Genomic DNA, 12,755 nt, shown 5'->3' with positions numbered 1-12,755 from the left:
GTTTTGTGCCAGGCTCGTCTTGAGCCTGTTCGATCGTTCAACTGGAACCGTAACAACATGCGTACTAGCCAATATCTGCTCTCCACTCTGAAGGAGACACCTGCCGACGCCGAAGTCATCAGCCATCAGCTGATGCTGCGCGCCGGGATGATCCGCAAGCTGGCCTCCGGGTTATACACCTGGCTGCCGACCGGCGTGCGCGTCCTGAAAAAAGTCGAAAACATCGTGCGTGAAGAGATGAACAACGCCGGTGCGATCGAGGTGTTGATGCCGGTCGTTCAGCCCTCTGAGCTGTGGCAAGAGAGTGGCCGTTGGGAACAATACGGCCCGGAACTGCTGCGTATTGCTGACCGTGGCGATCGCCCGTTCGTCCTTGGCCCAACGCATGAAGAAGTGATCACCGACCTGATTCGTAACGAGCTGAGCTCTTACAAACAGCTGCCGCTGAACTTCTACCAGATCCAGACTAAATTCCGTGACGAAGTTCGTCCGCGCTTCGGCGTGATGCGTTCCCGCGAATTCCTGATGAAAGATGCCTACTCTTTCCATACCTCTCAGGAATCCCTGCAGGAGACCTACGACGCGATGTACGCAGCGTACAGCAAGATCTTCAGCCGTATGGGTCTCGATTTCCGTGCGGTACAAGCGGATACCGGTTCTATCGGCGGTAGCGCCTCTCACGAATTCCAGGTGCTGGCGCAGAGCGGCGAAGACGATGTGATCTTCTCCGACACCTCCGATTATGCAGCGAATATCGAGTTTGCCGAAGCCGTTGCGCCAAAAGAGCCGCGTGCGGCAGCAACGCAGGAGATGACGCTGGTCGATACGCCAAACGCCAAAACCATCGCCGAGCTGGTTGAGCAGTTCAACCTGCCGATCGAGAAAACCGTAAAAACCCTGCTGGTGAAAGCGGTTGAAGGCAGCAAGTCTCCGCTGATTGCACTGCTGGTTCGCGGCGATCACGAGCTGAACGAAGTCAAAGCGGAAAAACTGCCGCAGGTTGCCAGCCCGCTGACCTTCGCCACCGAAGAAGAGATTCGCGCACTGGTGAAAGCGGGTCCGGGATCTCTGGGTCCGGTGAACATACCAATTCCGGTCGTTATCGACCGTACCGTTGCCGTGATGAGCGACTTCGCCGCCGGCGCCAACATCGACGGTAAGCACTATTTCGGTATTAACTGGGATCGTGATGTTGCCACCCCGGAAGTTGCGGACATTCGTAACGTGGTCGCTGGCGACCCGAGTCCGGATGGCCAGGGTACGCTGCTGATTAAACGCGGCATCGAAGTGGGTCACATCTTCCAGTTAGGTACCAAGTACTCTGAAGCGATGAAAGCCGCCGTTCAGGGCGAAGATGGCCGTAACCAGATCCTGACCATGGGTTGCTACGGTATCGGGGTCACTCGCGTGGTTGCTGCTGCTATCGAACAGAACTATGACGATCGCGGTATCGTATGGCCAGACGCCATTGCCCCGTTCCAGGTCGCGATTCTGCCGATGAACATGCATAAGTCCTACCGCGTGCAGGAACTGGCTGAAAAGCTGTACGCTGAGCTGCGCGCGCAGGGCATTGAAGTGCTGATGGACGACCGTAAAGAGCGTCCGGGCGTGATGTTTGCCGATATGGAACTGATCGGTATTCCGCACACTATCGTGCTGGGCGACCGTAACCTCGACAACGACGATATCGAATACAAATACCGTCGTAACGGCGAGAAGCAGTTGATTAAAACGGGCGACATCGTCGACTACCTGGTAAAAGCCATTAAAGGCTAATATCAGCAAAAGGCCCTGATAATCAGGGCCTTTTTTTCATCAATTAATTACACCCTTTACCGGGGATAAATTTCGCATCTTTATCCGCCATCAGCGTTTTCACTTTCTCGCCAGTGTCCGGGTTCGCCTCCAGTGTAAAATGCGCTTCCAGCGTCAGCAATACGGATTGCCCGTTTTCCGCGCGCGCGGCTAAATAGTCACGCTCAAGCTGGGCGTTATTCGCCACCGGCATCCGTTTACCCGTTGCGCAGTCGGTAAAGATAGCTGCGTCAGCCATATAGAAGTACATGCCCCGCATCGGCATTGGCGTCACCGGTAAGCTAGCGGAAACGGGCTGAAGGGTGTAGTTGAACTGCGACTCAATCGGATTACCTTCACGATCGAGCATTTCCAGCGCTTCGCCTTTAGCACGATAGTACGACTTTTCACCTTTACTGTCGGTCAGCACCAGCTTATCCGCAGTGCGCGCCCATGTTCCATAAGAGGCAAAGGACGACGGTTCATCCCTCACCCCCTGATAACGTTCGTTCATCACCCATGTTCCGTCTTTTTCGAGGAACAGAGAAGTTTCAATCCCTTCGCAGTCCGCGCAAGGCAGGATGCCTCGCCAGCTTTGCTGCATCGGTTTTAATTCTGCCGCCCGTGTCGGCTGTAGTACTTCGACTTCAGTACGGTTGTTACAGCCGATCAAGGAAAAAAGCGTGCATGCAGCGACGACGGACAATATTGCTGTTTTCACTATCAATTCCTTATAAATTTTTATTCCTGCTCGTCAGTCTTGCGTTCGACGAACTCTCCCGCGCAGTGACTTCACTGTGGATTTTTGCGCCTTCGATGACAACCTACGCTCTTTCGAAGCGCGCGTAGGACGCGTTGCCTGTCGGCTTTTTTGCACTGCGGTTAATTCTTTGATCACCGCCACCAGCCGGGAGATTGCCGCTTCCCGGTTTAGCTCCTGGCTACGGTATTCCTGCGCCTTAATGATAATAACGCCATCGCTGCTAATCAGATGATGGCTGGCGGCCAGCAGGTGTTCCTTATAATACTCTGGCAGGCCAGAGGCCCGAATGTCAAAGCGCAAATGGATGGCCGTCGAGGTCTTGTTAACGTGCTGACCACCCGCGCCCTGCGCCCGAATCGCCGTGATTTCCAGCTCATTATCAGGGATAGAGACGTTTCGGGAGATGACTATCATGAACCCTGCTGCCACGCGGTCAGATGAATTTCCAGATTGTTCTGAGAATCGGACAACCAGATAGCGCCATCCTGAATCGTCGCCTGCAGCGCCATGGTGCGACCAGCAAATTCACTCAGTTGCGCCAGCTGTTCGTCATCCAGATACCACACGGTAAGATTTTTAAACTGCGCGCACTTACTCTGGTTTTGTTGCCACCAGATCTGGGCCGCACGGCTGTTGTAGGTAAACAGGGCCACCTCAGCAGACTGAGTGCAGGCTTTCTTAATACGACGCTCATCCGGCAGGCCGAGTTCAATCCATAAATCAATGCCCAGATGGTCGTTTCGCAGCCAGGCTTCCGGTTCATCTTCCGCGCTCAGGCCACGTGTGAACTGCAGGCGTTCATCGGCATATTTAATCCACGCCAGCAGTCGCAGCATCATGCGCTCCTGGGTTTCTGAAGGGTGACGCGCCAGCGTCAAGGCTGCGTCAAGGAACTGGTTGCGGTCGAGATCCGCCACATTGACTACAGCTTTATAGATTGTCGCTTTAAGCGCCATTTGAGAACTCCTTTCGAATCAGGCGCTCATTGTAGCGAAAACTGCGGCAAAAGGCTGCTAACAGCACCTCTATCAAGGCCGCTGATATTGCCTGAATGAGTATGGTATAGTCACCTTGCTAAACAGAGTTTATCTTCGTAGGCTTAGACTTGCATCCACGGTTAAGTCAGAGTGCTGACAGGAGGGCATGTGGAAAAATATTGTGAGTTAATACGCAAGCGGTACGCGGAAATCGCCAGCGGAGACTTAGGGTATGTCCCGGATGCGCTGGGTTGCGTATTGAAGGTGCTTAATGAAATGGCGGCAGACAGCGCCCTTTCAGAGTCGGTCAGGGAAAAAGCGGCCTATGCTGCCGCGAACTTACTGGTGAGCGATTATGTCAATGAATGAAACGTATCAACCCATCAACTGTGATGATTACGACAATCTTGAACTCGCCTGCCAGCACCATTTGTTACTGACGTTGGCGTTAAAAGATGGCGAAGTTTTACAAGCGAAAGCAAACGATCTGGTTTCACGCAAAAACGTGGAATATCTGGTCGCAGATGTCGCAGGTGAAACCCGGGAGCTTCGCCTCGATAAAATTGCCAGCTTCAGTCACCCGCAAATCGGTACCGTGGTCGTCAGCGAATCCTGATTCTTTTGTTGCCGGATGGCGGTGCAAGCACCTTATCCGGCCTACTTTCCATGCGATATGTAGGTCGGATAAGCGCACCGCCATCAGGCATGCCAAACCAGACTCACCCCTTCTTTATCTTCTGCTGCTCCCTCACGCGTCACAAAAACACCCGCAGCCGCAATCAGCGTTTCGCCGTAAAACAACAGCGGCGTGGTATCTCGTCGCCAGGGCGGGATCCCCTGCTCCTGCCAGATTTTCTTTAATTTACGTCCCCCGTTACGCCCGACAATATGTAATACGCCTGGCGCTTTAAACCGAATGCTGACGGCTTCATCTGCCTGCGGCATACGCAATTCGCCAGCAGGGATGAGCTGCACCGAGCCTAACCCGGCAGGCAGCGTCAACGGCGTTTCCCGGCATGTCCACGGGATGACGGTTTCGCTTTGCCCATCGACCGATTTCACCCACCACAGCTGTGACTGATAACGACGAATGTCGAACTCTCCAAGGCGAAAACAGGGGGAAGCATCTTCCCGCGCCAGCGCGACTTCCTGCCAGATACGTTCCAGAGCGTCACGGGAAGGCATTGGCGCATTTAATCCTGCCAGCCAGCGGCGAAGCAGGGCGGCACGCCGTACACCGCTCATCGTCATTAGCGGCGCCAGTAAAAGTGTGCCCTGGGCCGTGACGCTGTCGGCTAAATCGCTGGCAAGCAGTTCATCCAGTAAGCTCTCCTGCTCGGCGCACAGCGCGGCGCTGCGGGCCGTGGCTTGCGCGAAGTGCGGCCAACGCTGTTGCAGCAAGGGAGTAACGCGCAATCTGAGGAAATTGCGATCGTAGGTATCATCCTGATTACTTTCATCCTCAATCCAACATAATTGGTGCTGTCGCGCCCACCCTTCCAGCGCCTCTCGCGTTTGCGCCAGCAGCGGTCGGATCAGCCGGGTCCCGGCGAACGGCGAGCTTTCTCCCATGGCGGAAAGCCCGGCAGGACCACTGCCACGCTTAAGGGCCAGCAGAAAAGTTTCGCACTGGTCGTCCAGATGCTGGGCGGTCATCAGTACCTCGCCCGGCAGTAACGTCTGTGCAAATGCGTGATAGCGCGCCCGCCGCGCCTGAGCTTCTATCCCCAGACCATCATCCTCCAGACGGACCCGTTCAACCACCAGCGGCACCTGCCACTGCGCGCATATCGATTCACAGTGCTGCACCCAGTTGTCCGCGTGGGGACTTAATCCATGATGAATATGGATTGCGCGCAACGTAACGTCAGGGTGCTGTTCTCGCCACAGCACTAACTGATGCAGCAGCACGGTGGAGTCCAGCCCGCCGCTAAAGGCGACCAGAATCGATTGAGAATTCAGCAGTGAAGTGTTCAGCGTGAGTGTTGTCATGATGGTTACTTACAATGGCATTGCCCGGCACGTTACCGGGCTAACGCCATAATGACAAGCCTTACAGCTCATACAGTTCGAGCGGTAATCCGTCGGGATCGTTAAAAAACGTAAAGCGTTTGCCGGTAAACGGATCAATGCGTACCGCCTCACACTTCACATCGCGCGCTTCCAGATGCGCGATCGCTTTCTCTACGTCATCCACACTGAACGCCAGATGACGTAAACCACAGGCTTCCGGTCGGCTGGGGCGGCAAGGTGGAAATGGGAAAGAAAAGAGCTCAATCACATACTGACCGTTCAATGCCAGATCGCCTTTCCAGGAGTCTCGCTCTTCCCGGTAGGCTTCGCTCATCAGGGTGAAGCCCAACACATCGCAGTAAAATGCCTTACTCGCCGCGTAGTCCGTCGCAATAATGGCAATATGGTGAACCTGTTTTAATCCCAGCATAGCGTTTTGCCTCTTTCGTTTGTTCTTCAGCACGTTACTCGCGCTCAATGGGTTCAGGCAAGTCGTTATGCCATTTTTAAGACTCTCACACGATACACGCCATCCTCACCCAGTTTAGCGCCATGGATATCGGTTTCAAATCCAGGATAATGATGGCCCACGGAGCACAGCATCAGCAGGAAATCGAGTACAGCCCGGCTTTTTTCCGTGATCATTTCACCAGGCATCAAGAGCGGTACGCCGGGAGGGTAAGGTAGGATCATATTGGCGGAAACGCGCCCCACCAGTTGATCGAGTGCTACCGTTTCAACCTCACCTTTGATCTGCCGCTGCCAGGCCTGATGCGGCGTCATTTTCATTTCCGGTAAGGTATCAAATGCCCGCAGCATCAGCCCGGAAAGATCGTGCTGGCGAATAAGCCTATGGATCCCCTGCGCCAGATCCTGAATGCGCATATTACGATAAAAATCAGGATCTTCAGCATACAGATCCGGCAGCATGTTTTTCACGCGTAAATTCAGATCGTACGAACGCTTAAATTCCGTCAGTCCGCGCAGCAGGCCCATCGCCCGGGTTTTATCAATGCCGATGCTGAACAGGAACAACAGATTATACGGTCCCGTTTTCTCGACAACCACGCCGCGTTCATCAAGGAATTTCGCCACCAGCGCGGCAGGAATCCCCTCTTCACTCATATTTCCCTGTTCATCCATCCCCGGCGTCAGAATAGTGACTTTCACCGGGTCAAGAAACATGTGGTCGGCGTCAGCATCGATAAATCCGTGCCAGTCTTCACCGGGCGCTACCGGCCAGCATTCTGCTTCATCCACCCTTTCTGGTTGCCAGATATCAAAAAACCAGCCATCCGACTCTTCACGCAACCGCTGCACTTCTTTACGAAAATGCAGCGCCCGCTCCACCGAACGATTGATTAACCGCTTACCGGAATTGCCACGCAGCATGGCCGCTGCGGTTTCTATTGAGGCAACAATCGGGTAACTCGGCGAAGTGGATGTGTGCATCATAAAGGCTTCGTTAAAGGTGTCTTCGTCGTAATCGCCCTTAATGTGGATCAAAGAAGCCTGTGACAACGCCGCCAGCATCTTGTGGGTGGACTGGGTTTCAAAAATCACCTTCCCCGGCACGCGCTCACCGCTCATCCCGCTTTTCCCCTGATAGATCGGATGAAAATGGGTATATGGCACCCAGGCTGAATCAAAATGGATAGAGGGCACATCCAGCGTTTGTTTGATCCAGTTGGTGTTATACAGCAGGCCGTCATAGGTGGAGTTGGTGATCACCGCATGCACCGGCCATTGCGCCTGAGGGGTATCCTCTACCTTACTTTCGATGCTTGCCCGGCTAAATTCCCGACGGGGGATACCGCCCAGAATACCCAACGCATTACGCGTCGGCTTCAACCAGATTGGCACCACATCGCTCATCATCAGCAAATGCGCCAACGACTTATGGCAGTTGCGGTCAATCAACAGCGTACTGCCCGTGGGTGCGGCGTACATGCCAACAATTTTATTGGAGGTGGACGTGCCGTTGGTTACCATATAGCTCTGCTCGGCGCCAAAAGTGCGCGCGATATACTCCTCCGCTTCCAGGTGCGGGCCGGTATGATCCAGCAGCGAGCCCAGCTCGGTCACTGAAATGGAGACATCGGCTTTCAGCGTATTACCGCCAAAGAAATCATAGAACAGGCAGCCGACCGGGCTTTTCTGGTACGCCGTTCCCGCCATATGACCGGGCGTGCAAAAGGTATACTTTCCTTCCTTCACATAGGTAAACAGCGCTTTGGTGAAAGGGGGCGTAATGTTATCCAGATATTCACTGGTGTACTGGCGGATGCGGGTGGCAATGTCTTCAGACTGGCCCAGCGCATACTCAAAAAACCACAGCGCCATGCGCAGGTCGTGAGCGCTGACATCCATCGTTGAATGGGTATTAATAAAGGCGTAAAGCGGAAGATATTCGTTGAGCTGGTTGATGTCACTGCACAGATCCAGACTGTATTCATCCCAGTCAAAAATGACGCCGCAAATTCGTGGGTTATGTTCGATAAACTTCAGCAGGTCAACGCTATTCTGCGGCCAGATAATCTGAAACCCCTGCTGTTGTAGCGCACGCTCAAGTTCCTTGATGGGCTCATCTTTATAAAAGACGCCATGCGGTCCCATGATGGCAATGATATTCATGCGTTCCTCCTGGAAAAACCTCAGTTAAGCATAGCCTGGTCAAACTGCAGGTAAAAAAAAGGGCCACAGCATTGTGGCCCTTTTCAGAATTAATGTAGCTTATGCGTAGCCGTAGCTCATCAGACGCTGGTAGCGACGGTTTTTCAGATCTTCTTTACCTAACACATCAAGATCGGCGAGATCGGCCAGCAGTTGCGCTTTCAGTGACGCCGCCATGGCTTCCGGGTTACGGTGCGCGCCACCCAGCGGTTCAGGAATGATAGAGTCGATAAGCTTCAGCTCTTTCAGACGCGGCGCGATAATGCCCATCGCTTCAGCGGCCAGCGGCGCTTTATCAGCGCTTTTCCACAGAATGGAGGCACAACCTTCCGGGGAGATAACGGAATAGGTGCTGTATTGCAGCATATTCACTTTATCGCCTACGCCGATCGCCAGCGCGCCGCCGGAACCACCTTCACCGATAACGGTGCAGATGACCGGTACGCTCAGACGCGACATTTCACGCAGGTTGCGCGCGATCGCTTCAGACTGACCACGTTCTTCCGCGCCCACACCCGGGTAAGCCCCTGGGGTGTCGATGAAGGTAATGATCGGCATGTTGAAACGTTCTGCCATTTCCATCAGACGCAGCGCTTTGCGATAGCCTTCTGGCGCTGGCATGCCGAAATTACGACGAATTTTTTCTTTGGTCTCACGGCCTTTCTGATGACCAATGATCATCACCGGACGGCCATCCAGACGCGCGATACCGCCGACGATAGCTTTGTCATCCGCATAGGCACGATCGCCCGCCAGCTCATCAAATTCATCAAACGCCAGGCGGACATAATCCAGGGTGTACGGACGCTGTGGATGGCGCGCCAGTTGGGCTACCTGCCATGCGCCAAGATCGGCGAAGATTTTACGCGTCAGTTCTACGCTTTTTTCACGCAGACGATGCACTTCTTCATCGATGTTAATATCCAGTTTCTCATCCTGACGGCTAACCGCAGTCAGAGAATCGATTTTTGCTTCCAGCTCTGCAATCGGCTGTTCAAAATCAAGGAAATTCAGACTCATAGTATTCCTGTATTAGTCAAACTCCAGTTCCACCTGCTCCGAACCAATAAGGCCGCGGAGATCGTTTAGCAAACGATCGCTCGGAGAGACACGCCACGTCGCGCCAAAACGCAACCGCGCACGTGCATCCGCCCTCTGATAGTAGAGATGTACTGGAATTGTCCCCGAGCGGTGGGGTTCCAGAGACTGACGGAGTCGGTTTAAAAGCTGGTCATCAATTTGCCTGTCCGTCAGCGAGATAGCAAGCCCGCGAGCATATTTTTCCCGGGCTTCGTCAATATCCATGACTTCACGGGCCATCATTTTAAGCCCGCCGCTGAAGTCATCAAAGCTGACCTGTCCGCTGACGATAAGTATGCGGTCTTTTTCCAGCAATTGCTGGTATTTATCCAGGGCATCGGTAAACAACATAACTTCCAGACGCCCGGAACGGTCATCCAGTGTACAGATGCCGATACGATTGCCGCGCTTGGTGACCATTACCCGCGCGGCAATGACGAGCCCCGCAGCCGTGGTGACTTTACCACGTTCTGTCGGATGCATGTCTTTCAGCCTGTGGCCTCCAACATAGCGCTCAATTTCTTTTAAATACTGGTTGATAGGGTGTCCCGTCAGGTAAAGCCCTAACGTTTCACGCTCACCGTCTAATACTACCTGCTCAGGCCACGGTGTACAGTTGGCATAAGACTGTTCAATTTGTTCGGGTTCTTCCGCCAGCACGCCAAACATATCAGCCTGGCCAATAGCCTCGGCTTTCGCATGCTGATCGGCGGCTTTTAGCGCATCATTCAACGAATTCATCAACGCCGCGCGGTGTGGGCCAAGGCGGTCAAACGCCCCGGACATAATCAGTTTTTCCAGCACCCGGCGATTGAGTTTTTTGATATCCGTACGCGCACAGAGATCAAACAGCTCGCGGAAGTAACCGCCTTCGTTGCGCGCCTCAATAATAGCTTCAATTGGCCCTTCACCCACGCCTTTTATCGCGCCGATGCCATAAACAATCTCGCCATCATCGTTAACGTGGAAATGGTAAAGCCCGGAGTTAATGTCTGGCGGCAGGATTTTTAACCCCATGCGCCAGCATTCATCCACCAGCCCGACCACTTTCTCGGTGTTATCCATATCGGCCGTCATTACCGCCGCCATAAACTCGGCCGGGTAATGCGCCTTCAACCATAGCGTCTGGTAAGAGACCAGCGCATAGGCAGCGGAGTGTGATTTGTTAAATCCGTAACCGGCGAATTTCTCCACCAGGTCAAAGATTTTCATCGCCAGTTCGCCGTCGACACCGCGCTTTTTCGCCCCTTCTTCAAAGGTGCCGCGCTGTTTGGCCATTTCTTCCGGCTTTTTCTTACCCATCGCACGACGCAGCATATCCGCGCCGCCAAGCGTGTAACCAGATAGCTCCTGGGCAATCTGCATAACCTGTTCCTGATACAGGATAATGCCGTAGGTTGGCTCCAGTACCGGCTTCAGACATTCATGCTGCCATTGTACGTCCGGATAGGAAATCTCTTCGCGACCATGCTTACGGTCGATAAAGTTATCTACCATCCCCGACTGTAGCGGGCCCGGGCGGAACAGGGCCACCAGTGCGATCATATCTTCGAAGCAGTCAGGCTGCAGACGTTTGATCAGATCCTTCATGCCGCGGGATTCAAGCTGGAATACCGCGGTGGTTTCCGAGCGTTGCAGCATGTCGAAGCTTTTCTTATCGTCAAGCGGAATGGCCGCGATATCCAGCGGCGGCTCGCCGTTCTTTTCACGGCGGGCGTTGATCATCTCCAGCGCCCAGTTGATGATGGTCAGCGTACGCAGCCCCAGGAAGTCGAACTTCACCAGGCCGGCGTATTCCACGTCGTTCTTATCAAACTGAGTAACCGGGTGCAGCCCCTGTTCATCGCAGTATAGCGGCGCAAAATCGGTAATTTTGGTCGGAGCGATAACCACGCCACCGGCGTGCTTACCGGCGTTACGCGTGACGCCTTCCAGCTTACGCGCCATATCGATCAGCGCTTTAACCTCTTCATCTGCCTCATAGATTTCCGGCAGTTGCGGTTCAGCTTCGAAGGCTTTCGCCAGCGTCATGCCCGGATCGGGCGGCACCAGTTTCGAAATACGATCCACGAAGCCGTACGGGTGCCCCAGCACGCGACCCACGTCTCGGATAACCGCTTTTGCCGCCATCGTACCGAAAGTAATAATCTGCGAAACCGCATCACGACCGTACATATCCGCCACGTGTTCAATAACCTGGTCGCGTTTCTCCATACAGAAGTCAACGTCGAAGTCGGGCATTGAGACACGTTCCGGGTTCAGGAAACGTTCGAACAGCAGGTCAAATTCCAGCGGATCCAGGTCGGTAATTTTTAGCGCATAGGCCACCAGCGAGCCTGCGCCGGAACCACGTCCCGGGCCGACTGGTACGCCGTTATCCTTCGACCACTGGATAAATTCCATAACGATCAGGAAGTAGCCCGGGAACCCCATCTGGTTGATAACCTGTAGCTCAACATCCAGACGTTCATCATATTCCGGACGGCGCCTGGCGCGCTCTTCCGGATCCGGGAACAGGAACTCCAGTCGCTGTTCCAGCCCCTCTTTCGACTTCGCCACGAGGAAATCCTCGGTGGTCATATCGCCGGTCGGGAACTGTGGCAAGAAATACTCACCCAAACGCACCGTGACGTTACAGCGTTTGGCAATTTCGACGGTGTTTTGCAGCGCCTCCGGGATATCGGAGAACAGCTCGCACATCTCGTCTTCGCTGCGCATATACTGCTGCGCGGAGTAGTTACGCGGGCGTTTAGGGTCATCAAGGGTGAACCCGTCGTGGATCGCCACACGGATTTCATGCGCGTCGAAATCGCCGGTTTCCAGGAAGCGAACATCGTTGGTCGCCACCACCGGCAAACCACGCCTTTCGGCCAGTTCTACCGCGGCATGCAGATAGTTTTCTTCATCTTGTCTGCCGGTACGGATCAGCTCAAGGAAGTAGCTATTGGGAAAATGCGCTTCGTAAAACGCCACGCATTCGTCAACCAGGGCGCTATTACCGCGCAACAAGCTACGTCCGACGTCGCCCATGCGGCCGCCGGAGAGCAAAATCAAACCTTCTTTTAGCTCGACCAGCCAGTCGCGGTCGATAACCGGCCCTTCTGCGCCATAACCGCGCTGATAGGCTTTTGATATCAATAACGTCAGGTTCTGATAGCCGGTATTGTTAGCGGCCAGTACGGTGAGTTGCGTGAGTTCATCACCCAATAGTTCACTGCGGACATGAAAATCTGCGCCTACAATAGGCTTAATACCGGCGCCGTGACCCGCTCCGTAAAACTTCACCAGACCACACAGGTTGGTAAAATCGGTGATCGCCAGCGCAGGCATGCCTAACGCGGCCGCCTTCTTCACCAGCGGCCCGGTTTTCGCCAGCCCATCGATCATGGAGTAGTCGCTGTGCACCCGGAGGTGGACGAAACGTGGTTCAGACATCTTCAGATTCCTTCGACACA

Annotated in this window: 11 protein-coding genes; 3 read left to right on the top strand and 8 right to left on the bottom strand. The window is 54.1% G+C overall.

Going from position 1 to position 12,755, the window contains the following annotated elements; genetic code table 11:
* Positions 1-57 precede the first annotated feature (57 nt).
* Entirely contained in the window at positions 58-1,776 is a 1,719-nt protein-coding gene (gene proS, locus JSN25_RS09520) for a proline--tRNA ligase (protein ID WP_204525655.1), read from the top strand.
* 43 nt (positions 1,777-1,819) lie between these two features.
* Here proS and nlpE read toward each other — a convergent pair whose 3' ends face one another.
* From nlpE to JSN25_RS09505, 3 genes are read right to left on the bottom strand one after another with little or no spacing between them, the layout of a single operon-like run.
* Positions 1,820-2,518 carry an envelope stress response activation lipoprotein NlpE gene (gene nlpE / locus JSN25_RS09515; protein ID WP_087857695.1) on the bottom strand — a complete coding sequence of 233 codons (699 nt, stop codon included), beginning with the start codon at positions 2,516-2,518 and terminating at the stop codon, positions 1,820-1,822.
* Positions 2,519-2,548: 30 nt separating this feature from the next.
* Positions 2,549-2,971 (bottom strand): alternative ribosome rescue aminoacyl-tRNA hydrolase ArfB, encoded by a 423-nt coding sequence (gene arfB / locus JSN25_RS09510; protein ID WP_204525654.1) that lies wholly within the window; start codon positions 2,969-2,971, stop codon positions 2,549-2,551.
* Entirely contained in the window at positions 2,968-3,513 is a 546-nt protein-coding gene (locus tag JSN25_RS09505; protein WP_038637444.1) for a YaeQ family protein, read from the bottom strand. The genes arfB and JSN25_RS09505 overlap by 4 nt, the downstream gene beginning before the upstream one ends.
* A gap of 189 nt (positions 3,514-3,702) precedes the next feature.
* Between JSN25_RS09505 and JSN25_RS09500 the strand changes: the two genes are divergently transcribed.
* The gene (locus JSN25_RS09500; protein ID WP_024132476.1) at positions 3,703-3,903 is read left to right on the top strand and encodes a YaeP family protein; all 201 of its coding nucleotides are present in this window, start codon (positions 3,703-3,705) and stop codon (positions 3,901-3,903) included.
* Positions 3,890-4,150, top strand: coding sequence for a Rho-binding antiterminator (gene rof, locus JSN25_RS09495; protein ID WP_003018503.1), 261 nt, complete (start codon positions 3,890-3,892; stop codon positions 4,148-4,150). Before JSN25_RS09500 ends, rof begins: the two co-directional genes overlap by 14 nt.
* Before the next feature lie 83 nt (positions 4,151-4,233).
* Here the strand turns inward: rof and tilS are convergent, their stop codons facing one another.
* The 5 genes from tilS to dnaE form a co-directional block, all read right to left on the bottom strand.
* On the bottom strand, positions 4,234-5,526 hold the full coding sequence (gene tilS, locus JSN25_RS09490) for a tRNA lysidine(34) synthetase TilS (RefSeq protein WP_204525653.1): 1,293 nt from the start codon (positions 5,524-5,526) through the stop codon (positions 4,234-4,236).
* 61 nt (positions 5,527-5,587) lie between these two features.
* Entirely contained in the window at positions 5,588-5,977 is a 390-nt protein-coding gene (locus JSN25_RS09485) for a VOC family protein (protein ID WP_087857689.1), read from the bottom strand.
* A 65-nt stretch (positions 5,978-6,042) separates the two neighbouring features.
* Positions 6,043-8,181 (bottom strand): lysine decarboxylase LdcC, encoded by a 2,139-nt coding sequence (gene ldcC / locus JSN25_RS09480; protein ID WP_199952512.1) that lies wholly within the window; start codon positions 8,179-8,181, stop codon positions 6,043-6,045.
* Positions 8,182-8,280: 99 nt separating this feature from the next.
* The gene (gene accA, locus JSN25_RS09475) at positions 8,281-9,240 is read right to left on the bottom strand and encodes an acetyl-CoA carboxylase carboxyl transferase subunit alpha (protein ID WP_038637427.1); all 960 of its coding nucleotides are present in this window, start codon (positions 9,238-9,240) and stop codon (positions 8,281-8,283) included.
* A gap of 12 nt (positions 9,241-9,252) precedes the next feature.
* Entirely contained in the window at positions 9,253-12,735 is a 3,483-nt protein-coding gene (dnaE, locus tag JSN25_RS09470) for a DNA polymerase III subunit alpha (RefSeq protein ID WP_085048274.1), read from the bottom strand.
* Positions 12,736-12,755: the final 20 nt, after the last annotated feature.

Origin of the sequence: Citrobacter cronae (assembly GCF_016893685.1) — a bacterium.
In the GTDB taxonomy this organism is placed as follows: Bacteria; Pseudomonadota; Gammaproteobacteria; order Enterobacterales; family Enterobacteriaceae; genus Citrobacter; species Citrobacter werkmanii.
This window is presented reverse-complemented; position numbering and strand designations above follow the sequence as displayed.